General features: G+C 66.0%; 22 protein-coding genes. 17 read left to right on the forward strand and 5 right to left on the reverse strand.

Annotation, left to right across the window (positions count from 1 at the left end; all coding sequences use genetic code 11):
• The first annotated feature begins 24 nt into the window (after positions 1–24).
• The 14 genes from rfbB to lnt all read left to right on the forward strand — a co-directional run bounded on the left by rfbB (position 25) and on the right by lnt (position 12,855).
• A complete protein-coding gene (gene rfbB, locus V6D91_RS09160) occupies positions 25–1,086 on the forward strand; it encodes a dTDP-glucose 4,6-dehydratase (protein ID WP_347319806.1) in 1,062 nt (353 codons plus the stop codon).
• A complete protein-coding gene (gene rfbD, locus V6D91_RS09165) occupies positions 1,083–1,976 on the forward strand; it encodes a dTDP-4-dehydrorhamnose reductase (protein WP_347319808.1) in 894 nt (297 codons plus the stop codon). Before rfbB ends, rfbD begins: the two co-directional genes overlap by 4 nt.
• Position 1,977: 1 nt before the next feature.
• The gene (gene rfbA, locus V6D91_RS09170; protein WP_347319810.1) at positions 1,978–2,862 is read left to right on the forward strand and encodes a glucose-1-phosphate thymidylyltransferase RfbA; all 885 of its coding nucleotides are present in this window, start codon (positions 1,978–1,980) and stop codon (positions 2,860–2,862) included.
• A complete protein-coding gene (rfbC, locus tag V6D91_RS09175; protein ID WP_347319812.1) occupies positions 2,862–3,407 on the forward strand; it encodes a dTDP-4-dehydrorhamnose 3,5-epimerase in 546 nt (181 codons plus the stop codon). Before rfbA ends, rfbC begins: the two co-directional genes overlap by 1 nt.
• Before the next feature lie 77 nt (positions 3,408–3,484).
• On the forward strand, positions 3,485–5,326 hold the full coding sequence (gene glmS / locus V6D91_RS09180) for a glutamine--fructose-6-phosphate transaminase (isomerizing) (protein WP_347319814.1): 1,842 nt from the start codon (positions 3,485–3,487) through the stop codon (positions 5,324–5,326).
• 77 nt (positions 5,327–5,403) lie between these two features.
• Positions 5,404–5,616 carry an antitoxin MazE family protein gene (locus V6D91_RS09185; protein WP_347319816.1) on the forward strand — a complete coding sequence of 71 codons (213 nt, stop codon included), beginning with the start codon at positions 5,404–5,406 and terminating at the stop codon, positions 5,614–5,616.
• Positions 5,613–5,939 (forward strand): type II toxin-antitoxin system PemK/MazF family toxin, encoded by a 327-nt coding sequence (locus V6D91_RS09190; RefSeq protein WP_347319817.1) that lies wholly within the window; start codon positions 5,613–5,615, stop codon positions 5,937–5,939. Before V6D91_RS09185 ends, V6D91_RS09190 begins: the two co-directional genes overlap by 4 nt.
• Positions 5,940–6,069: 130 nt before the next feature.
• Entirely contained in the window at positions 6,070–6,375 is a 306-nt protein-coding gene (locus V6D91_RS09195) for a ComEA family DNA-binding protein (protein ID WP_347319819.1), read from the forward strand.
• 86 nt (positions 6,376–6,461) lie between these two features.
• Complete coding sequence (locus V6D91_RS09200) at positions 6,462–7,040, forward strand: Uma2 family endonuclease (protein ID WP_347319821.1); 579 nt, start codon at positions 6,462–6,464, stop codon at positions 7,038–7,040.
• Positions 7,041–7,272: 232 nt separating this feature from the next.
• Entirely contained in the window at positions 7,273–8,625 is a 1,353-nt protein-coding gene (gene miaB, locus V6D91_RS09205; protein ID WP_347319823.1) for a tRNA (N6-isopentenyl adenosine(37)-C2)-methylthiotransferase MiaB, read from the forward strand.
• Between the two features lie 221 nt (positions 8,626–8,846).
• Positions 8,847–9,815, forward strand: coding sequence for a PhoH family protein (locus V6D91_RS09210; RefSeq protein WP_347319825.1), 969 nt, complete (start codon positions 8,847–8,849; stop codon positions 9,813–9,815).
• Entirely contained in the window at positions 9,808–10,263 is a 456-nt protein-coding gene (gene ybeY, locus V6D91_RS09215; RefSeq protein ID WP_347319827.1) for an rRNA maturation RNase YbeY, read from the forward strand. The genes V6D91_RS09210 and ybeY overlap by 8 nt, the downstream gene beginning before the upstream one ends.
• Positions 10,263–11,156: a transporter associated domain-containing protein gene (locus V6D91_RS09220; RefSeq protein WP_347319828.1), complete on the forward strand. Its 894-nt coding sequence runs from the start codon at positions 10,263–10,265 to the stop codon at positions 11,154–11,156. The genes ybeY and V6D91_RS09220 overlap by 1 nt, the downstream gene beginning before the upstream one ends.
• A gap of 208 nt (positions 11,157–11,364) precedes the next feature.
• A complete protein-coding gene (lnt, locus tag V6D91_RS09225) occupies positions 11,365–12,855 on the forward strand; it encodes an apolipoprotein N-acyltransferase (protein ID WP_347319830.1) in 1,491 nt (496 codons plus the stop codon).
• Between the two features lie 6 nt (positions 12,856–12,861).
• Here lnt and V6D91_RS09230 read toward each other — a convergent pair whose 3' ends face one another.
• The 5 genes from V6D91_RS09230 to V6D91_RS09250 form a co-directional block, all read right to left on the reverse strand.
• Positions 12,862–13,569, reverse strand: a complete 708-nt coding sequence (locus tag V6D91_RS09230) for a sulfite exporter TauE/SafE family protein (RefSeq protein ID WP_347319831.1) — start codon at positions 13,567–13,569, stop codon at positions 12,862–12,864.
• Positions 13,566–14,639, reverse strand: a complete 1,074-nt coding sequence (locus tag V6D91_RS09235; RefSeq protein ID WP_347319833.1) for a 4Fe-4S binding protein — start codon at positions 14,637–14,639, stop codon at positions 13,566–13,568. Before V6D91_RS09235 ends, V6D91_RS09230 begins: the two co-directional genes overlap by 4 nt.
• A complete protein-coding gene (locus V6D91_RS09240) occupies positions 14,636–15,454 on the reverse strand; it encodes a hypothetical protein (RefSeq protein WP_347319835.1) in 819 nt (272 codons plus the stop codon). The genes V6D91_RS09235 and V6D91_RS09240 overlap by 4 nt, the downstream gene beginning before the upstream one ends.
• Before the next feature lie 9 nt (positions 15,455–15,463).
• Positions 15,464–17,644 (reverse strand): TonB-dependent receptor, encoded by a 2,181-nt coding sequence (locus tag V6D91_RS09245; RefSeq protein ID WP_347319837.1) that lies wholly within the window; start codon positions 17,642–17,644, stop codon positions 15,464–15,466.
• Between the two features lie 193 nt (positions 17,645–17,837).
• Positions 17,838–18,362, reverse strand: coding sequence for a hypothetical protein (locus V6D91_RS09250; protein WP_347319839.1), 525 nt, complete (start codon positions 18,360–18,362; stop codon positions 17,838–17,840).
• A gap of 105 nt (positions 18,363–18,467) precedes the next feature.
• Here V6D91_RS09250 and leuS point away from each other — a divergent pair, with 105 nt between their 5' ends.
• From leuS to holA, 3 genes are all read left to right on the forward strand, one after another.
• Positions 18,468–21,050 (forward strand): leucine--tRNA ligase, encoded by a 2,583-nt coding sequence (gene leuS / locus V6D91_RS09255; protein ID WP_347319841.1) that lies wholly within the window; start codon positions 18,468–18,470, stop codon positions 21,048–21,050.
• Between the two features lie 160 nt (positions 21,051–21,210).
• On the forward strand, positions 21,211–21,735 hold the full coding sequence (lptE, locus tag V6D91_RS09260) for an LPS assembly lipoprotein LptE (protein WP_347319843.1): 525 nt from the start codon (positions 21,211–21,213) through the stop codon (positions 21,733–21,735).
• A gap of 3 nt (positions 21,736–21,738) precedes the next feature.
• Entirely contained in the window at positions 21,739–22,743 is a 1,005-nt protein-coding gene (gene holA / locus V6D91_RS09265) for a DNA polymerase III subunit delta (RefSeq protein ID WP_347319845.1), read from the forward strand.
• Positions 22,744–22,877: the final 134 nt, after the last annotated feature.

The raw sequence follows: 22,877 nt of genomic DNA on the forward strand, positions 1-22,877 counted from the left end.
TCATTCGATAGAACACAGCCTCTCATGTCCATCCTTGTGACCGGCGGAGCCGGCTTCATTGGCGGCAACTATGTGCTCGACTTGCTTGCGCTTGGCGATGAGCCCGTGGTGAACCTCGACCGCCTGACCTACGCGGGCAATCTCGAAACCCTGCAGGAGGTGATGGAAGACCCACGCCATCACTTCGTGCAGGGGGACATCGGTGACCAGGGCCTGGTGAGTCAGCTGCTGGCCGAGCACTGCCCGCGCGCGATTGTGAACTTTGCAGCCGAGAGCCATGTCGACCGCTCCATTACGGGACCGGAGGACTTCATCCAGACCAACATCGTCGGTACCTTCCGCTTGCTGGAGGCCGCGCGTCATTACTGGAGTGGGCTTGCCGACGAGGACAAGGCCGCGTTCCGCTTTCTTCACGTCTCTACGGACGAGGTGTATGGCTCACTTGAGAAGGATGATCCCCCTTTCACTGAGGCGAGCCGTTACGCGCCCAATAGCCCGTATTCGGCGAGCAAGGCGGCATCTGATCACCTGGTGCGGGCCTACCACCATACCTACGGTCTGCCGGTGCTGACCACCAACTGCTCCAACAATTACGGCCCCTACCAGTTCCCGGAGAAGCTCATCCCGCTCTGCATCCACAACGCGCTGGCCGGCAAGCCTCTGCCCATCTATGGGGATGGGCAGCAGATCCGCGATTGGCTGTATGTGAAGGATCACTGCAGCGCCATCCGCCGTGTACTGGAGGCTGGCACGGTGGGGGAGGTCTACAACATCGGCGGCTGGAACGAGCAAACCAACCTGGATGTGGTGAAAACCCTGTGCGTCATCCTGGATGAGGAGCAGCCCCGTGCCGATGGCCGCTCGTATACTGAGCAGATTACCTTCGTGCGGGATCGCCCCGGTCATGACCGCCGCTATGCCATCGACGCCCGGAAGATTGAGCGCGAGCTCGGCTGGAGGCCGGCTGAGACCTTCGAGACCGGCATCCGCAAGACCGTGCGCTGGTACCTTGAGCATCAGGAATGGGTGCGGCACATCACCAGCGGCACCTACCGTGACTGGGCGTTGATGCAGTACGGCGCATGAAAATCCTGCTTTTGGGCAAGAACGGCCAGGTCGGCTGGGAACTCCAGCGCGCGCTGGCACCGCTCGGCGAGCTCATCCCGCTGGGCCGCGAGGGCGCAGACGGACGATGCGGTGATCTGAGCCGGCCAGATGATCTTGCCCTTACGGTGCGGGAACTGGCCCCTGATGTGATCGTCAATGCGGCCGCTTACACCGCAGTAGACAGGGCCGAAAACGATGCAGAGCGGGCACGACTAATTAACGCAAAGACAGTTGGCGTGTTGGCAACCGAGGCCTTCAAAATCAATGCCCTGCTTGTGCACTACTCCACCGACTATGTCTTCGACGGCTCGGGCAGCAGGCCATGGCGTGAATACGACACCCCTGCCCCGCTCTCCGTCTACGGACGGACCAAGCTCGAGGGCGAACAAGCGATCCTTGCAAGTGGTTGCCGGCACCTGGTCTTCCGCACCAGTTGGGTGTACGCCGCGCGCGGCCATAATTTCGCCCGAACCATGCTGCGCCTTGCAGCCGAGCGCGAGCGTCTGACGGTGATCGACGACCAGCATGGTGCCCCGACTGGGGCGGAACTGATCGCGGATGTCACCGCCCATGCCCTCCGTGCCACGCTCATGCGACCTGAGCTTGAGGGCCTCTACCATCTGGCCGCCAGAGGGGAGACGACTTGGCACGGCTACGCCACCTACGTGATCGAGCAGGCACGCGCCCTCGGGCAGTCACTCAAGGTAGGGGAAATCAACCCGATTCTGACCCGAGACTACCCTACCCCGGCGACACGGCCACACAACTCCCGTCTGGACACGTCCAAGCTAACCGCCACCTTCGACCTGACCCTGCCCCACTGGACGGTCGGCGTGGAACGCATGCTGCATGAAATCCTGGAACCCTGACATGACCCAAAGGAAAGGCATCATCCTTGCCGGCGGCTCCGGCACCCGCCTGCATCCCGTCACCCTCGCGGTGAGCAAGCAACTCATGCCGGTGTACGATAAACCCATGATCTACTACCCGCTGAGCACCCTGCTGCTTGCCGGTATCCGCGACATCCTGATCATCTCCACTCCGCAGGACACACCGCGCTTCGCGCAGCTGCTCGGCGATGGCAGCCAGTGGGGCATCCATCTCGAGTACGCCGTCCAGCCGTCGCCGGACGGCCTGGCCCAGGCCTTCGTCATCGGCGCAGATTTCCTCGGCAGTGCGCCCTCGACGCTGGTTCTCGGTGACAACATCTTTTATGGCCATGATCTTCAGAGTCGTCTCAAGGCCGCCAACCAACATCGCAATGGCGCCACCGTCTTCGCCTACCCGGTGCACGACCCGGAGCGCTATGGCGTCGTGGAATTCGATACCGAGGGGAGGGCCATCAGCCTCGAGGAAAAACCCGCGAGGCCGAAGAGCCGCTATGCGGTCACCGGCCTGTACTTCTACGATCAGGCGGTTGTTGACATGGCACGCGAGCTCAAACCCTCCCCGCGGGGCGAGCTCGAGATCACCGACATCAATCGCCTCTACCTCGAGCAGGGCCGGCTAGATGTGCAGCTCATGGGGCGCGGGGATGCCTGGCTCGACACCGGCACCCATGACTCGCTCCTTGAGGCTAGCCTGTTCATCCAGACCTTGGAGAAACGGCAAGGGCTCAAGATCGCTTGCCCGGAAGAGATCGCCTGGCGGCATAAGTGGATTACCGATGAGGACCTGGAGCAGCTGGCCCAGCCGCTGGCTAAAAGTGGTTACGGCCAGTACCTGCTGCGCCTTTTGACCGAGCGGGTATTCTGATGAAGGTGATTCCAACCGCCATCCCCGAGGTGCTCATCCTGGAGCCGAAGGTCTTCGGCGACTCTCGCGGTTTCTTCATGGAGAGCTACAACGCAAGGACCTTCGGCGAGGCGACAGGCCTTGATATCCAGTTCGTTCAGGACAACCACTCGCGCTCCGTCAAAGGCGTACTGCGCGGACTGCACTACCAGCTACAGCAACCGCAGGGGAAGCTCGTGCGCGTCGTGCGCGGCATGGTTTTTGACGTGGCCGTCGATGTACGCAAGTCCTCCCCGACCTTCGGCCGGTGGGTTGGGATCGAGCTCTCCGAAGACAACCACCGTCAGCTTTGGATACCGGCGGGGTTTGCGCATGGCTTTCTCGTCCTGAGCGAGAACGCCGACTTCCTCTACAAGACCACCGACTACTACGCTCCCGAACACGAACGCTGCATCGCCTGGGATGATCCGACCATCGGCATCGAGTGGCCGCTGGACGCCCCGCCCCTTCTTTCGGCTAAAGACCGATTGGGGATTTCACTGATGGAAGCCGAAGTCTTCAGCTAAACGTCGAGGGCGTCTCGAGACATCCCCCTCTTCGCATTCAGCTATCATGTCCCTTTAATCTCTCCTGATTGCCCATCATGTGCGGAATTGTCGGCGCCATCGCGGAACGTAATGTCACCCCCATCCTGCTGGAGGGGCTGCGGCGACTGGAGTACCGCGGCTATGACTCGGCGGGTCTGGTGGTACTCGGAAGCAACGGCCGCCTCGATCGGCGACGGGCACTCGGCAAGGTGGAGCACCTGGCGGCCGGCATCGACCAGCGGCCCGTCAGCGGCCCCCTCGGCATCGCCCACACCCGCTGGGCTACCCACGGGGCGCCGGCGGAGCGCAATGCCCACCCGCATATCTCCTGCGACCGGGTGGCCATCGTCCACAACGGCATCATCGAGAACCATGCGAAGCTGCGTGCAAAGCTAACGGAGCTCGGTTACACCTTCACCTCCGAGACTGACACCGAAGTGGCGGCGCACTGGATCGAGCATCGCCTGCGCGAGACGGGCGATCTGCTTGAAGCCGTGCAGCAGGCCGTGGCGGACTTCGAGGGAGCCTATGCCCTGGGGGTGATCGCTGTGGATGAACCGGACCGCCTGATCGCCGCGCGCAAGGGCAGCCCGCTGGTGATCGGCCTCGGCATTGGCGAGAACTTCATTGCCTCGGACGTGGCGGCCTTGCTGCCGGTGACCCAACGTTTCATCTTTCTCGAAGATGGGGATGTGGCCGAGTTGCACCGCGGCGCGGTTACGATCTTCGATGCGCAGGGCCAACGGGTCGAGCGCCCGGTGAAACTCTCCAGCCAAAGCCCCGATGCCGCCGAGAAGGGGCCCTACCGGCATTTCATGCAGAAGGAGATCTTCGAGCAGCCGCGTGCGGTGGCCGACACCCTTGAGGGGCGGATTGCCGGGGAGCGTGTGCTCGAGGGCATTTTTGGCGCCGGTTCGACGGCCATCTTCCAGCGGATTCGGCGCGTGCAGATCATCGCCTGCGGCACGAGCTTCCATGCCGGACTCACGGCTCGCTACTGGTTCGAGGACATCCTTGGCCTGCCCTGTCATGTGGAGGTGGCAAGCGAGTTTCGTTACCGCAATCCGGTGCTCGAGGACGATTCGCTCTTCGTGACGCTCTCGCAGTCCGGCGAGACGGCCGACACCCTGGCCGCGTTGATGAACGTCAAGGCACGTCGCCCTGACATGGCCACGTTGACGATCTGCAATGTGCCTGAATCTTCGCTGGTCCGTGAATCCGGTCTGGTGTTCATGACCCAGGCCGGGCCGGAGATCGGCGTGGCCTCGACCAAGGCCTTCACCACCCAGCTGATTGCCCTGGCGTTGTTGCTGGTGTCCATCGGCAAGGCGCAGGGGCGGCTGGGCGAGCCCCAGGAGGCACGCATCGTGCAGGGGCTCTCCCGCATCCCGGGCAAGATCGCCGAGGCCCTGGCGCAGGAGGGACGCATCCTCGCCCTTGCGGAGCGGCTGGTACACAAGCAGCACGCCCTGTTCCTTGGCCGCGGGGCCATGTACCCCATCGCCATGGAGGGGGCGCTCAAGCTCAAAGAAATCTCCTACATCCACGCCGAGGCCTACCCCGCAGGAGAGCTCAAGCATGGCCCGCTGGCGCTGGTGGACGAGTCCATGCCGGTGATCGCCATCGCCCCGAAGGACGACCTTCTGGCCAAGCTCAAGTCCAACCTCGAGGAGGTGCGCGCGCGCGGCGGCGAGCTGTTCGTGTTCGAGGACGAGACGGCGGACGTGGAGCCCTCGGAGGGCATCCACGTGGTGCCGGTCACCTCCAATGTCGGACGCATCAGCGCACCGATCATCTTCAACATCCCGCTCCAGCTGCTCGCCTACCACGTGGCCGTGCTGCGCGGCACGGATGTGGACAAGCCGCGCAACCTGGCCAAGTCGGTGACGGTGGAGTAAGAGTCATACCCCAGACGTTGCATGTTACTCTCCCTCTGCTAGATTGTGCGTTACATGCAACCCTTCTGGAGTCACTCATGGCCATCCCCGTCAACGAACGCGTACAGAAGCGCCGCCAGATCCTTCGCCAGGCGGGATTGCGCCCCATTCAGATTTGGGTGCCCGATACGCGCCGGCCGGGCTTTGCTGAAGAGTGCCTCCGTCAGTCGCGCATGCTGCATGGCGACTCCAATGAATCGGACATCCTCGGCTGGATCGAGTTGGGCACGGACACGGAAGGCTGGACATGAAACGTGGCGACCTGGTCACCGTGTCACTCCCAGGGGATTACGGTAAACCGCGGCCGGCCTTGCTCATCCAGTCCGATCTATTCAGCCTACACCCTTCGGTGGTGGTTCTCCCCATCACCAGCGAACTGCGCGACACCCCGCTCTTCAGAATCAACCTGCCCCCCTCCGATGGCAATGGACTCCACAAGCCCTCGCAGGTGATGGTCGACAAGCCGTTCACACTGGCCCGAACCAAGGTTGACGCCCCCTTCGGAAGTATTGATGAAGGCACGATGATCGAAGTCGAACGCGCCTTGGCCGTGTTTCTGGGCATCGCCAAATAAGCGATCCCCTTGCGAGCGACAAAAATGCGTTTTCTTGGATTTTTCCTATAGATCAACCGCTTGGCATGCGCTAATAAGGAGCATGGCTCGGCAATCTCGCCCAGCCATGCAACGCACAAGGAGCTTCAGGATGATCAAGTCGCTTTTTCGTCCCTTTGTCCTCGCCTTGGCCCTCAGCCCCCTGACCGCCTTGGCTGCCGACCCGCTCGATATCAATAACGCCACCGCCGCCCAGCTGGAGAGCCTCAATGGCATCGGCCCCGCCAAGGCGCAGGCCATCATCGACTACCGCACCAAGCACGGCCCCTTCCAGAAGGTCGAGGACCTGGAGAAGGTCGACGGCATCGGCCCGAAGATGGTGGAAAAGCTCAAGCCCATGGTCACGGTCAAGGCCCCGGCCGCTGCGGCCACACCCACGACGCCGGCCAAGCGATAACCTAGCAAGGGAGGCTCATGCGAGGGCGGCTCCGGCCGCCCTTTGGCATGGTATGGTTGGCTCATCGCATTTGAAGGAGGCACCTCATGGGTCATCCACTCCGCGTCGAACGCCTTAGCCCCGACGAGTACCTGCGCGAAGAAGAGCTCGCCAAGGTCAAGCACGAGTACCTCGATGGCCGCATCTATGCCATGGCCGGGGCGAGTGAGCGGCATAACCGCATCACCCTCAACATTGCCTTTCATCTTCGCAGTGTCACGCGCGGCAAGCCCTGCGGCGTGTTCATGGCCGACATGAAGGTGCGCGAGCGCAGCTCCAATATCTTCTACTACCCGGACGTGATGCTGGTCTGCGACCCGAGCGACGACCATCCCTACTACAAGGAGCGCCCCTGCCTGATCGTCGAGGTGCTCTCGCCCTCGACTGCCACCATCGACCGGCGGGAGAAATGGCGCACCTACCGCGACATGTCTTCCCTCAAGTACTACCTGGTGGTGAACTCGGACCAGGCGGAGGTGGAGGTGTACAGCCGCGCGGAGGATGGCGGCTGGCAGGTGGCCATGCTCGAGGGCGGCGAGGTGCTGATCATCGACTGCCCCCCCATCCAGGCCGCCCTTTCGCTGGAGGACATCTACGAGGACACAGGCCTCGCCCTGCCCATTTGAACTAAGGTTCTTGCGCGGCGGAATCCGGACTGCGGATCTGCCTTGGGCTGTAGGAGGCCCGCCCGCGGGCCGATAAACCCATGCTCAATGGCCAAGTCGCGGCGAGGGCGCCGCTGCTACGCAGCCCCCCAGACCGATGGCGCACGTTCATGCGATGGCCCTGCCCCATAGCCTTCGCGGGATCAAGGGCTTAGAATGCCGCCCCTTCATCCACTGCGACTGGTTAACCTCCATGAATCGCGACCAAACCGCCTCCCCCGCCGCGCCCAAGAAGGTCTACATCAAGACCTGGGGCTGCCAGATGAACGAGTACGACAGCCAGAAGATGGGCGATGTGCTGCATGCCTGCGAGGGCATGGAGCTGGCGCAGACCCCGGACGAGGCGGACGTGATCCTGCTCAACACCTGCTCCATCCGTGAGAAGGCGCAGGAGAAGGTGTTCTCCCAGCTCGGCCAGTGGAAGGAGCTCAAGCGCGCCAGGCCGGAGCTCGTGATCGGCGTGGGCGGCTGTGTAGCCAGCCAGGAGGGCGAGGCGCTGCGTGAGCGCGCGCCGTTCGTGGATGTGGTGTTCGGCCCGCAGACCCTGCACCGCCTGCCGGAGATGATCCGCGAGGTGAGAACCTCCGGCCAGCCGGTGGTGGACATCTCCTTCCCCGAGATCGAGAAGTTCGACCGCCTGCCCGAGCCGCGCGCGGAGGGGCCGACCGCCTTTGTCTCGATCATGGAGGGCTGCTCCAAGTACTGCACCTTCTGCGTGGTGCCCTACACCCGTGGCGAGGAGGTCTCCCGTCCGTTCGACGACGTGCTGGCCGAATGTGCCCAGCTCGCCGCCCAGGGTGTGCGTGAGATCAACCTGCTGGGCCAGAACGTCAACGCCTACCGCGGCACGATGCACGACGGCGGCGTCGCCGACCTGGCCCTTTTGATCGAATACGTGGCCGCCATCGATGGCATCGAGCGCATCCGCTTCACCACCTCGCACCCGGTGGAGTTCACCGACCGGCTGATCGAGGCCTACCGCACCGTGCCCAAGCTTGCGAGCTTCCTGCACCTGCCGGTGCAGTCCGGCTCCGACCGCATCCTCGCGGCGATGAAGCGCGGCCACACCGCGCTCGAATACAAGGCCAAGATCCGCCGCCTCAAGGAGGCCCGGCCGGGGATCAGCATTTCTTCCGACTTCATCGTCGGCTTCCCCGGCGAGACGGAGGCCGACTTCGAGGCGACGATGAAACTGATCCGCGAGGTCGGCTTCGACCAGTCCTTCAGCTTCATTTACAGCGCCCGCCCCGGCACCCCGGCGGCGAGCCTGCCGGACGACACCCCGCTCGAAGTGAAGAAGGAGCGCCTCTACCGCCTGCAGGAGCTGATCAACAGCCAGGCCCGCGCGATCAGCGAGGCCATGCTCGGCACCACCCAGCGCATCCTGGTCGAAGGCCCCTCGCGCAAGGACGAGCAGGAGCTGATGGGTCGTACCGAGAACAACCGTGTGGTGAACTTCAAGGGCGGCGCGCGGCTGATCGGCCAGTTCGTCGACGTGCGCATTACCGAGGTGCTGCCCAACTCGCTGCGCGGGGAAGTCATCTGAAATCCCCCCCCTCCCCCTCGCAGGGGGAGGGGGGGGATGAGGCGTAGCCAATCCCCCTCTCCCTAACCCTCCCCCGCCAGGGGGAGGGAAGGTGCCTGATTCAAGGTGATCAAGTGTTACATCGGCTGGATGGTCTCCGACCCCAGCCCCCGGTTGAAATTTCCCCTTCCCCAGCCCATGATCGTGACCATCCCTTCCATGTCACGCCGAATTTGAGCCCCTTGCTGCAAACCCGCGCCTTTCTCCTCACCCCCGAGGACAACACCCGCCTTGCCAACCTCTGCGGCCAGCTCGATGGTCACCTGCGCATGATCGAACGCCGCCTGGGCGTCGAGATCAACAACCGCGGCTTCCAGTTCCAGGTCATCGGCCCGGAGGATGCCGCTGCCACGGCCGTCAAGCTCCTGCACGACCTGTACACCCAGACCGAGCACGCCGTGCTCAACAGCAGCGCCGTGCATCTCGCCCTGGTCGAGAGCGGGTTTGGTGATGAGGCCGAGAGCGCGCCGGAGGAGGCCCTGCCCGAGGAGTTTTCCATCCGCACCCCGCGCAGCCTTATCCGCGGGCGCGGCGCCAACCAGGTGCGCTACCTGCGCGACATCCGCACCCACGACCTGTCCTTCGGCATCGGCCCCGCCGGCACCGGCAAGACCTATCTTGCGGTGGCCTCCGCAGTCGAGGCGCTGGAGAAGGAAGAGGTGCGCCGCATCGTGCTGGTGCGCCCGGCAGTCGAGGCCGGCGAGCGGCTGGGCTTTCTGCCCGGCGACATGGCACAGAAGATCGACCCCTACCTGCGGCCGATGTACGACGCCCTGTACGAGATGTTTGGTTTCGAACGCGTGGCGAAATACATCGAGCGCAACGTGATCGAGGTCGCGCCGCTGGCCTTCATGCGCGGCCGCACCCTGAACGAGGCGTTCATCATCCTCGACGAGGCGCAGAACACCACGGTCGAGCAGATGAAGATGTTCCTCACCCGCATCGGCTTCGGCTCGCGTGCGGTGGTGACCGGGGATGTGACCCAGATCGACCTGCCGCGCGCACAGACCTCCGGCCTGCGTCACGTGATCGAGATCCTCAAGGACGTGGACGGGGTGAGCTTCACCTTCTTCCAGGCCCGCGACGTGGTCCGTCACCCCTTGGTCAAGCGCATCGTCGCGGCTTATGAGAAGGCTGACATCCATGCTTGATCTCGAAATCCAGTACCCCGAGACCGGCCCCGCCGGCCTGCCCGACGAGACCACCTTCACCCGCTGGGTGCGCGAGGCCCTGGGCGAGCGCGCCACCGGCCTGACCCTGCGCCTGACCGATGCCTCCGAAATGGCCGCCCTGAACCAGCAGTACTGCGGCAAGGCTTACGCCACCAACGTGCTGTCCTTCCCGCTCGAATTCCCGCTGGAGAGCGGCATCCCGTACATCGGCGACATCGTGATCTGCCCCGAGGTGGTCGCGCGCGAGGCCGCGGAGCAGGGCAAGCCGCTGGAGGCCCATTACGCCCACCTTACCGTGCATGGCGTGCTGCATCTCTTGGGCTACGATCATGAGACCGAGGAGGAGGCGGTGGAGATGGAAACGCTGGAGACACACATCCTCGCCAGACTCGGCTACCCCGACCCCTACCAACCCATTGACGACTAATGGACGATTCCTCACCCAGTGAAAACGCAGGCCAACCTCGAAGTTGGCTTGACCGGATTGCCCAGCTGCTTGGCGGCGAACCCCGCAATCGGGAAGACCTGATCGAAACCCTCGAGACCGCGCAGGAGCGCGGCCTATTCGATTCGACCGCCCTGGCCATGATGGAGGGCGTGCTCGAACTGCACGATCTGCGTGCGCGCGACATCATGATCCCCCGCGGCCAGATGGACGTGATCGAGCTGGACGCCCCCTTCGAGGACATCCTGCGCCAGGTCCTGGCTTCGGGCCACTCCCGTTATCCGGTGATCGGCGAAGACCGTGACGAGGTCGTCGGCATCCTGCTGGTCAAGGACCTGCTACGCGCTCTCCCGCTGAAGGGCAACGGTCAGGATGAAGCCGAGCATGACGCCCCCTTCGACATCACGCCTCACCTGCGCCCGGTGCTTTTCGTGCCGGAGAGCAAGCGCGTGGATGCCCTGCTGGCCGAGCTTCGGGCCTCACGCAACCATATGACCGTGGTCATTGACGAGTACGGCGGCGTGGCCGGCCTGATCACCATCGAGGACATCCTCGAGCAGATCGTCGGCAACATCGAAGACGAATACGACGTGGAGGAGGATGTCCACATCCGCGCCGCGGGGCAAGACCGTTACATCATCCATGCCCTCACCCCGATCGAGGAGTTCAACGAGACCGTGGGCGCCCACCTGCCCGATACGGACTTCGACACCGTCGGCGGGCTGGTCACCCACACCCTCGGTCATCTGCCGCAGAAGGACGAACGCATCGAGTTGGACGGCTTCGAGTTCCGCGTGGTCAGCGCCGACAGCCGCCGCCTGCACCGCCTGCGGGTGACGCGCATCCAGCCCGCGGAGGGGCAGGAAGAGGGATAAGGCGCTGAGTTGCGTTGATGCGCCAAAATCATCTCCGCGACACGCGGCTCCTACAGCCCCATCGCATCCCCGTGGGAGCGGCGCCCTCGCCGCGATGAAGGGCCGAAAGGCCCATCGGCCCGAGGGCGGGCCTCCTACTGAAAGCCCACGTGCCGCTGTGATCCCCCCGAATCATTGAGCCCCCGGCCACCTCACCCCATCTCCCATCATGCCACGCCTCTCCCCCTGGACCGCCCGCCTCCTCGCCCTCCTGCTCGGCGCAGTCCTGCCGCTGGCCTTCTCCCCCTTCGATCTGTGGCCTATCGCCATCCTCGCCTCCGCAGGACTGCTCTGGCTCTGGCAGGGGGCCACGCCACGCGAGGCGCGCTGGATGGGCTACGCCTTCGGCCTCGGTCAGTTCGGCGTGGGGGTGAGCTGGGTCTACAACAGCCTCCACCTGTTCGGCGACGCCATCGCCCCGGTCGCGGGCCTCATCACCTTCCTCTTCGTCGCCGTGGCGGCGGCCTTCCCGGCCCTTGCGGGCGAGCTCGCCGCACGGCTGAGCGCGCCCGGCACGGCCAGGCGCCTGTTCCTCGCCCTGCCGCTGGCCTGGGTGCTGCTGGAGCTTGTGCGCGGCATCTTCCTCGGCGGCTTCCCCTGGCTGAACCTCGGCGCGAGCATGCTGGCCACGCCCCTCGCAGGCTACGGCCCGCTGCTGGGCGAGTACAGCATGGGCCTTGCCGTGGTGCTGAGCGCGGCCGCACTCGTCGGCTTGCTTAAGCGCCGCACGGCCCGCATCGCCCTGCCGCTGCTGACCGGGGTGTGGGGCCTGGGATTCGCGCTTGGACAGATCGCCTGGGTTCAGCCTGCCGGCGAGCCGGTGTCGGTGGCGATCGTGCAGGGCAATGTGGAACAGGCGCGCAAGTTCGACCCCGAGCGCTTCGAGGCCACCCTGGCGACCTACCGCTCGCTCACCGAGGCGAACAAGGATGCCAGGCTGATCCTGTGGCCGGAGACGGCGGTGCCGGACCTTGTGTCACAGGCCGCCCCCTTCCTGATCGAGATGCAGGACAGGGCCCGCGAGCACGGTGTCCAGATCGTCGCCGGGGTGTTCGACGAAGACCGCTTCGGCCACTACTACAACGCCCTGATCACCCTGCCCGTGGACGGAGGGCGCTACCACAAGCGCCACCTGGTCGCCTTTGGCGAGTTCCTGCCGCTGCGCTTTTTGATCGAGCCCTTCAAGGCCTTCATCCAGGTGCCGATGTCCGACCTCACCTCCGGGGCGGATGAGCAGCCCCTCCTCCAGCTGGCCGGCCACCCTGCGGGCGCCTCGATCTGCTACGAGGCCGCGCTCTCGCGCGAGATCCGCCTCGCCCTGCCGCAAGCGAGCTTCCTCATTAACGCCAGCAACGACGCCTGGTTCGGCGACTCGCTCGCACCGCATCAGCACCTGCAAATCGCCGCGATGCGCAGCCTGGAGAGCGGCCGTTGGATGGCCCGCGCCACCAACACCGGTATCTCTGCCCTGATCGACCCTCACGGCCGGGTGGTGGCGCGCACACCCCAGTTTGAGCAGGCCGTGCTGCGCGGCGAGATCACGCCCATGCAGGGGGCCACCCCCTTCGTGCGCTGGGGCGAGTGGCCGCTGTGGCTGTTGGCCGGCCTGGGACTGGCCGGTCTCGCCCTGCGCGGCCTGATCCGGAAACGCCAGGGCTGACCGTCCCTACAGCGCCACCCGGCCGAGGGCGACCATGGCCCCGAGCAGCAGCAGGAAGCCTCCTGCCCCGCGCTCCAGCATGCCCCGCCAGCGCCCCACCCGCAGGCGCAGCTCGTGCGCCAGCATGGAGGCACCGAAACCAAGCAGCAGGGCCGGAAGCAGGGCTGCGCCCAGGCCAAAACCCGCGCCCAGCAACATGCCCCCGGCGAGGCTGCCCGCGGCGGCGGCAGCGAGCAGGATCGTCGCCAGCGGCGCGCAGGGGCTGAAGGCCATGCCGAGGCCCGTGGCGTAGGCCCCGAGCAGATGCAGGCCCCGGCGCGTGGTCTTGGGACGCGTCGCAGGCATGGGAAGAGGCACATCGCCCCTCGCGGCAGGCCGGCTCGCCCCACAGGTCCTCCCCCGCCCCGCGCGCAGGATCACGAGCGCGCCCAGCACCATCGTGCCGCCGCCGACGAACAGCCGCATGACCCACTGCACGTCCAGCCCCGCCATCCAGTGCCCCAGCAGGGCGGAGGCCGAGGCCATGCCCATGTAGCCGCTGACCCTTCCCAGCGAGAAGGCGGCCACCATCCACCACGACTCGCGCGCACCGCCCCCGCGTCCAAGCAGGGCCGGGCCGACCAGCGGCACGCAGGCGATGCTGCATGCCGTCGCCCCGTAGGAGAGCCCGAGCAGGAGGGCGGACAGGAACCCCAGCGGCGCCAACTCATTCATGGACGCTCCTCACCCGTGGTGGTCTCATCCCGTGCCGGGACGATGGGGATGCCCTTGAAGGCGTGAAGTCGCACCGCCTCCCACTCGGTCTGGGCCTTCTTGCGCGCCTTGAAGTAGGCTGGGCTCGAGCGGAACAGCGGCAGGCCGAGGTAACGGATCTGCAGCACGTCCTTGTCCGGGCAGAATTCCACGCAGCGCCCGCACAGCGTGCAGTCCGCGAAAGTGACGTCCTTGCGCGTCATGTCGGTGTGGATCTCGCGGATGTCCATCGGGCAGGCCTTTGCGCACAGGCCGCAGCGGTCGCAGCGCGGGGTGGCGTGCTTCACCAGCCGGGCAAGACCGATCTTGCGGAACACCGCATGCAGGGCAAGCATGGGGCAGATGCGGCAAAAGGGCTGGCGCAGGGTCATGCCCAGGGCCACCATCAGGCCGAAGAGGAAGGTTCCGAGCATGGACAGGACGACGGTGGTGGTGCTGGTCGTGTCGACAACCAGTTGCCCGGTGTCGCCGGTGGCCAGGGTGGTGAGGATGCGGCTCGGGCAGATGTCGCAGAACGGGTTGCCCAGCTCGTGCGCCACCACCCCCATCCCCGCCAGCACCGGCAGGCCGAACACGAGGCCGCCGAGCAGCGCCCACTTCCAGGGCCGGAGGCGGTCCACCGCCTTGTCGGACAGCGATTCCACCTGCCTGAACCCGAGCTTCTGCCCCAGCAGGTGGGTCACCTCCTGGAAGAAGCCGAGCGGGCAGATCCAGCCGCAGAAGGCCTTGTTCAGCAGGACGAATAGCATGAGGAAGGTGCCGAGCGAGATCAGGGTGGGCATCAGCGCCTTGAGGATCTCACCGCCGCCCATCAGGGCCTCGCCCAGGCGGTGATGCATCTGGTGCTGGATGGGAACCAGAACGCAGTAGTCCGCGGTCTGGCCATCGTAGGCACAAGCCAGGGCGGGCAACGCGCCGGAAAGCTTGTCGGCGGCATAGAAGCCGACGACGGCAGAGCCGTAGATCAGGAAGAGGAAGGCGGCGAGCTGGACCAGCTTGCGCAGCACGGACAGGTTCTTCAGCGGGCTCATGAGGTCTTCCTCTTGGGACGGGGCTTGGCGGCGCGCAGGAGCAGGGGCCTGGCGGCGAAACCGCCCACAAGGCCTGCCACCCCCATGAAGGCGCCGAGCGGCAGGGACTTCCAGTGCGCCGGCGAGGGCGCGTAGGACGCGCTCAGGGTGGTGACGTGCAACACGCCCTGCCCATCCCTGTGCTCGGCCACGAGGATCATCTCCCCGGCCTGCCGCTGGCCGGCGTCGGGGTCCAGGTCGTCCGGGACAACGATCGCGGCCCGGCCGCGCGCATCCGTCTGGACGACGAGCTCGCTCCCTTTCGCGGTGGTCAGGCGCATGGCCTGCCCCCCCAGGGGCTGACCGTCAAAGCGCAGGGCGAAGCGTGCCGCCTGGTCGCCCTGGTAGCGCCAGTGCTCGCGCGGCAGGGGATCGGGCACGATCTCGAGCCGCGCCTTGGGCAGCGCCACGACCTCCGCCGGGCTGTGCCCCGAGGGTCGGCCGCCCAGCGGCACGTAGCGGATGGCGGTCTCCACCCGCCCTTCCCCCGCACGGCTGGCCACCAGCGCGTGGTAGTACTCCATCCCCGTGCGCGGCATGGGGAAGGCCCCGCCGCGTGCCTCCAAGGGGTGGACGCTCAGATCCGGGGCGATCATCCGCGCTTGCACGCCCTCCCCCATGCCCTCCAGGCGCCAGCCTGCGGACTTCGTGGCGTGACCGCCGTGGGAGGCTTGCCCAGCCGCCGATACGGGGATGCGCCAGGCCAGCTCGCCCTCCGCCCAAGCGGGCACGATGAGACCGAGCCCGAACAGGGCCAGAAATATCCTGCTGTTCATGCAGCCTCCTCAGAACTGGGCATTGAAACCCGCGGTCCAGACCCGACCCGGATTGACAGTGAGGCTGGCGTCCTCCAGATCGAACTTGCCATCGCCGTTGGCGTCGTAGGAGGCGCGCACGGTGTTGAAGTAGTCGCGGGCGAACAGGTTGTCGATACGCGCGAACAGCGTCCAGGTCATGCTTCGGCCGCGCCGGATCTCGTAGGAGCCGAACAAGTTGACCAGGGTGTACCCGCCGATGCGCAGGCGGTTCAGCTCGTCGGCGTAGTAGCCGGACACGGTGTCCAGCTCTGCGGTGACCAGCCACGGTTCGGAGGGACGGTAGTGCATGCGCAGGTTGGCGTGGTGGCGAGGGGTGCGCGGGATGCTGTTGCCGAGCAGGTCGTAGTGTTCGATCAGGTAGTTCCCGCCCCAGCGATCGCCCAGCAGCAGGTTGAAGTTGGCGTGACTGGTGTATTTCGCATCGAGCAGGGTGTAGGCCAGATCGAAGGACCATTGCGGATTCACGATGCCGTTCAGGGCCAACTCCAGGCCGCGCGAGCGCGCACCGCCGACATTCTCGTAACGGTTGACCTCCCCCGTTTCTGGCACGGCGTACTGGCCGGCCGTGGCGACGATGTAGTCGTTGCGGTCGATCTGGAACAGGGCGGCCTCGTAGCGCAGCGGGATGCCTGCAGCAATACGCCCGCGCACGCCGATCTCCTTGGTCAGCGAACGCTCGGGCGCAAGGGCCGGGTTGCTCGCCGTACTGCCCTGCGGGTCGATGGTGCCGGCGAACAGCTGCTGGATGGTGGGAATGCGGAAGCCCGTAGAGACATTGGCGAACAAGTCCGCGTCCTTGCCAAGGGCATGGTTCGCCCCCAACCGCCAGGAGGTCTGATCGAAGCTGCGGTCGAGGCCCAGGTTGCGAAGCTGATCATCGTAATTGAGCGCGATGCGCTCCTGGCGCAGGTTGGCGGTGAGGGTCAAGGCGTCGGTGGCGCGATAGCGCAGCTCACCGTAGGCGGCGGTGACGGTCTCGTCGGTGGTGTCCTGCGAGGTCACCTCCCCCGCATACCGCACCGGGGCGCGCGGGGATGGCGAGGTCTTGTAGTCGACCAGGTTGAAGGTGCGATTGTCATAGGTGTTGAAGCGCAGGTCGATGGCGCCAAGCCAGGCCAGGCGGCCCGCCGTGCCGCGCAGCTCGGACTTGAGCCCCTGCTGGACCTGTTCGTAGTCGTTGCCGGTGGTGTAGGCGTTGGGATCGCTGATCGCCCGGCCGCGGGCATCGAAGCGCTGGGGGGCGGAAATGAAGCGGGTATGGTCGGTGAAGCGGTAGATGCTCGTCAGCCAGTTCATCCCGGAGGCGAGATCGCGGTTGTAGTTGAGGAAGACCTTGCCGAGATCCACGTCGTACCTGCGCGCGTAGTCCTGGCCCTCGACGCTGCGCGGGTCGTTCCTGGCCTGGGTGATGCCGGTCACCGTACCGTGACTGTCCTTTTCGCGCTGGGAGCGCTCGAAGCCAAGCGTCAGGTCGCTCTGCTCATCCGCGAACCACTGCAGCTTGCCGGTCAGGTAGTCGGCGCGATACCCGGAATCATGCCAGTAACCATCCGACTGACGGGTGGAGGCCTGGATGTGGCCGACGAGGTCGCCCCACTGGCCGGCGGCGCGCGCCAGCCCCTTGCGGTAGCCGAAACTGCCCGCCTCGGCCTCGACCTTGTTCTTCTGTGCGCCGCGCTTGGTGGTGATGATGACCGCGCCGGACAGGGCATCCTCACCGAACAGGTAGGACGCCCCTCCCTTGATCACCCGCACCGACTCGATATCGTCGAGGTCGATGTTGACCCGCCCGGTGCGCTCGAACACCGGCACGCCGTCGATCACGACCGCCACACCGGGCTTCTCCCCCATGTAGCGCTGGTTCTCGACCCCGCGGATGTGGATCTTGATCGAGTCGCCCCCCTGGATCTCGGTGGTGATGCCGGGAATCGCCTGCAGGATCTGCTGCAGGTTCTCGGCATGGCTTCGGTCCACCTCCTCACCGCTGATGACCGCGATGCTCGAGGGTTCGTCGCGGCGCTGACCGAATCGGTCGTCGATCGTGGTGGACTCGATGCGAAGCGCGTCGAGGGCGGTGGGCTCGGCGGCCGCGACGAGGGCCCACGCCCCCGCCACCATCGTCGCCACGGGGATCACTGAACGGTGCATGACACATGAACTCCTTGCGCGAAAAAAATCGCGGCAAGGAGGGCAACCATCATGCCAACATACAAGTCACTGATTTATCGGGCACCCTCCGGTGGCTCCACGGTGAAATGGCACAAAGACCCTGCGTATGATGGGGTCAAAGACCCATAACCATAAGCTAAGTTTTGCGCGCCATTAATAGATTCCGCTTGGGCTACATCACCGCCGAGCGGACCGGCCTGAAGCGCGTGCCCTTGCAGCGCGGACAGGGTGGGACCGTGGCTGCCTGCTCGAGATGGATGATCTCGCCGCAGGCCACGCACTCGTAGGCCCCCTTGGGGGCCTCCGCGCCGGCATGCACCGGAGCCTGTTCGCGCTCCGTCCAGAGCTCCTTCAGGCGCAAAAGCTCAAAGGTGGTGGGATCGGCGCCGGACAGGACGCGCTCGAGCAGGCTGCGTTCGGCGACGGTCAGGTCCGTGTCCATCCACTGCTTCACCCCGAGCTCGGCCTGCATCATGGTCAGCGCCACATCCTCGACATCGCGCTTGAGCGCCGTCGCCACCACCTCCGCCTCCTCACGGCTCAGCTCGCCCAGGGTATAGGCCTGCTCGCGCGCCTTGAGCAGGGCCTCCTCTAGGGTGTGCACCAACCCCTCCCCGGCATGCTGCAGGAGCTGGTGCACGCGCTCGCTCATCACCCGGTAACCTTCCCGAAGGCGCCCCTCAAGATCATTCGACATAAGCGCTCTCCATTCACTCTCATCACGTCGAGTTAAGCACATTCCACGCAAGGAGCACGGGGCATTTGGTATCCTTGCCGGTCTCAACGTCCAGACCTTTCCGCCATGCACGAGCAGTACAGCCCAAGAGACATCGAACAGCACGCCCAGCAGCGCTGGGAGGCCGCCGGCATCTTCACCGCCACGGAAGACCCGGCGAAGGAGAAGTTCTACTGCCTGTCGATGTTTCCCTACCCCAGCGGCAAGCTGCACATGGGGCATGTGCGCAACTACACCATCGGCGATGTGATCGCACGCTTCCAGCGCATGCACGGCAGGAACGTGCTGCAACCGATGGGCTGGGACGCCTTCGGCCTGCCAGCGGAGAACGCGGCACTGGCCAACAACGTCGCCCCCGCGGCCTGGACCCTGTCCAACATCGACTACATGCGCAACCAGCTGAAATCGCTGGGCTTCGGCTACGACTGGTCGCGCGAGGTCACCACCTGCCTGCCCGAGTATTACCGCTGGGAGCAATGGCTGTTCACCCGCCTGATGAAGAAGGGCCTGGCCTACAAGAAGACCGCGGTGGTGAACTGGGACCCGGTGGATCAGACCGTGCTCGCCAACGAACAGGTGATCGACGGGCGCGGCTGGCGCTCCGGCGCCCTGGTGGAGCGGCGCGAGATCCCACAGTGGTTCATCCGCATCACCGACTACGCCGAACAGTTGCTCCATGACCTTGACAAGCTCGACGGCTGGCCGGAGCAGGTCAAGGCCATGCAGGCCAACTGGATCGGCCGCTCGGTCGGGGTGGAGCTGCAGTTTGGCATCGAGGGCGGCGAGCCTTTGACCGTCTACACCACCCGCGCGGACACCCTGATGGGCGTGTCCTACGTCGCGGTGGCCGCCGAGCATCCGCTGGCGAAGCAGGCCGCCGCACACAACCCGGAACTCGCCGCCTTCATCGAGGAATGCCGCCACACCAAGGTGGCCGAGGCCGACATGGCCACCCTCGAGAAGAAGGGCCTGCCGCTGGGCTGCGATGCCATCCACCCGATCACGGGTGAGAAGGTGCCGGTCTGGACCGCCAACTTCGTGCTCATGGAATACGGCACCGGCGCGGTCATGGCCGTCCCGGCACACGATCAGCGCGACTGGGAATTCGCGCAGAAGTACGCCCTGCCGGTGAAGCAGGTCATCGCCCCAGTGACCGGCGAGAGCTTCGACTTCAGCCAGGCTGCCCTGACCGACAAGGGGGTGCTGATCAACTCCGGCCCGTTCAACGGCCTGACCTCTGCCGAGGCCATCGACGCCATCGCCGCGCACCTTGCTGAACACGGCAAGGGCCACAAGAAGGTCAACTACCGCCTGCGCGACTGGGGCGTGTCCCGTCAGCGCTACTGGGGCTGCCCGATCCCGGTGATCAACTGCACGACCTGCGGCGCGGTGCCGGTGCCGGAGGACCAGCTGCCGGTGGTGCTGCCGCTTGATGTGGAGATGAACGGCCCGCAATCGCCGATCAAGTCCATGCCGGAGTTCATCCACACCACCTGTCCGGTGTGCGGCGGGCCGGCCGAGCGCGAGACCGACACCTTCGACACCTTCTTCGAGTCGAGCTGGTACTACGCGCGCTACACCTCGCCGAACAACGATACGGCCATGCTGGATGAGCGCGCCAAGTACTGGCTGCCGGTCGACCAGTACATCGGCGGCGTCGAACACGCCGTGCTGCACCTGCTCTACGCCCGCTTCTTCCACAAGCTCCTGCGCGACGAGGGCCTGGTCGAGGGTGACGAGCCGTTTGCCCGCCTGCTCACCCAGGGCATGGTGGTGGCGGACACCTACTACCGCGAGGATGCCCTCGGCAAGAAGACCTGGTACAACCCGGCCGAGGTCGAGGTGGAACGCGACGAACGCGGGCGCATCATCGGCGCGAGGCTGATCGCCGACGGCCAGCCGGTCTGTGTGGGCGGCACCGAGAAGATGTCCAAGTCCAAGAACAACGGCGTCGACCCGCAGGCCATGATCGACCGCTACGGCGCGGACACCGTGCGCCTGTTCATGATGTTCGCCGCCCCGCCGGAACAGATGCTGGAGTGGTCGGATGCGGGCGTGGAGGGCGCCCACCGCTTCCTGCGCCGCCTGTGGCGCATGGTGCACGAGCACGTCGCCCAGGGCGCGGCCCCCGCCGTGGACAAGGCGCTGCTTGCCGACGCGCAGAAGGCCGCCCGCCGCAAGCTGCACGAGACCATCCAGAAGATCACCGACGACATCGGCCGCCGCCAGACCTTCAACACGGCCATTGCCGCGGTGATGGAACTGCTCAACGAGATCACGAAGCTGGACGACACCGAACCGAGCCGCGCCGTGCGCCAGGAGGCACTGGAGGCCACCGTGCTGATGCTCGCCCCGATCGTGCCGCACATCGCCGAGGCCCTGTGGCAGGCCCTCGGCAAGGACGGGCTCGCCGCTACCGCCGCTTGGCCGGTGGTCGACCAGGACGCGCTGGTGCGCGACGCCATCACCCTCGCGGTGCAGGTCAATGGCAAGCTGCGCGGCCAGATCGAGGTGCCGGTGGACGCCTCGCGCGAGGCGATCGAGCAGGCCGCGCTGGCGGATGCCAACGTGCAGCACTTCCTCGAAGGCAAGAGCGTGAAGAAGGTCATCGTCGTGCCCGGCCGCCTGATCAACCTAGTGGCGGGTTAATCCCCTCGACGGGGGAGCGAGGGGGGGAAGGTGACGCCCTCTTCCCCCCTCTCCCTAACCCTCCCCCACCAGGGGGGAGGGGACGTGCCACATCCCTGGTTTTCAGTGTTTCCCTGACACTCCCCTCCCCCTTGAGGGGGAGGGGTGGGGGAGAGGGTGAATGAGCAAGTATCCAACAAGGCACCAAGCGCCATCCCGCCGCACCCTCCTGCTTGGAGGGCTTACCCTTACCCTCTCCGCCTGCGGCTTCCAGCCGCGCGGCATGGTCGAGCTGCCACCGGTCATGCAGCGCGTCCACCTCGGCGGCAAGCTGCCGGACCCCGCCCTGGCTGCGGCCCTCGGGCGCCTGCTGCGACAGAACGGCGGCGAGCTGGTGAGCGATGCGGCCAAGGCCAGCCTGCGCCTGACCGTCACCGATTACACCCCTGGCAGCCGCCAGGTGGTGATCGACCCCCGCGCGCGCCTGCGCGAGGTGGAGCTGACCCTGCGCGTGGTCATCAAGGCCGAGGATGCCCAGGGTCAGACCCTGCTCGCGGGCGAGAGCTTCGAGGCCGCGCGCATGATGCATTACGACCCGAACAACCTGCTCGCCGCCGGCGAGGATGAGGCGAGGCTGCGTGCCGACATGCACGAGATCGTCGCCCAGTCCATCCTTGCCCGGCTGCGGGCGGCGGCTGGCCGCTGAGACATGAAGGTCCGCGCCGACCAACTCGCCCGCGCCCTGGAGCGCGGCCTGCCGACCGGCCTCCTGATCACCGGCGACGAACCGCAGCAGAAGATCGAGGCGCTCGACCAGGCGCTCGCCCTCGGACGGCAGTCCGGCATGGACGAGCGCCTGCGCTTCGAGATCGACCACGGCTTCGACTGGTCCAGCCTGATCGGCGAGTGGGCCGCCCCCTCCCTGTTCGCCCCGCGCCGCATCTTTGATCTGCGCCTTGCCAGCCTGCGCCTGTCCAAGGAGGCGTCCGCCTGGCTGGCATCCGCCGCCAGCGAACCGCCCGGCACCAACCTCTTGATCGTCAGCACGGCCCGCCTGGAGGCGGCGCAGAAGAAGTCCGCCTGGGTGCAGGCCTTCGAGAAGCACGGCCTGTGGCTGGAGGTCTGGCCGCTCAAGGAAGGCGAGCTTGTGGCGTGGATGGAGCGCCGCCTGCGCAGCCAGGGACTCGAGGCCGAGCGCGAGGCCCTGCGCCTTCTGGCCGAGCAGGTGGAGGGCAACCTGCTCGCCGCCGCGCAGGAGATCGACAAGCTCGCGCTGCTCTTCCCCCAGGGGAAGCGGCTTTCCGTGGAGGACATCCTCGGCACCGTGGCCGACTCCAGCCGCCACACCATCTTCGAGTTGAGCGACGCCGTGCTGCGCGGGGACGCGAGGCGTGCCCTACGGGTGCTGCACGGCCTGCAGGGCGAAGGCGAGGAGCCGGTCCTGCTCGGCTGGGCGCTGACCCGCGAGATCCGCCTGATCGCCGACCTCGCCACCCGCCTCGAACACGGTGAAACGCTCGCCCACGCCCAGAAGGCCCTCAAGATCCGCGACCCGCAGATCCGCCAGTACGCCGCGCGCGCCAGGCTCGGCGCGCGCCGCTGGCAGGCCCTCTTGGGCGAAGCCGCCCTGCTCGATAGGATCAACAAGGGCGTCGCCCCCGGTCGCCCCTGGCCCATGCTCACCGAACTCACCCTGCGCGCCTGCCGGGACTGAAAGCCCCACCCTGTAGGAGGCCCGCCCCGGGCCGCTGATCCAGTGCCTGATCGCCGCGGTTCGCCGCCCCCACGGCAGGCTTGCACGACCCACTCGCCATGCCGAGATCCGCGGCTGTGGTGTGGTTCTTGACC

It is taken from the genome of Thiofaba sp. EF100 (assembly GCF_039822285.1).
Lineage (GTDB): Bacteria > Pseudomonadota > Gammaproteobacteria > Halothiobacillales > Halothiobacillaceae > Thiofaba.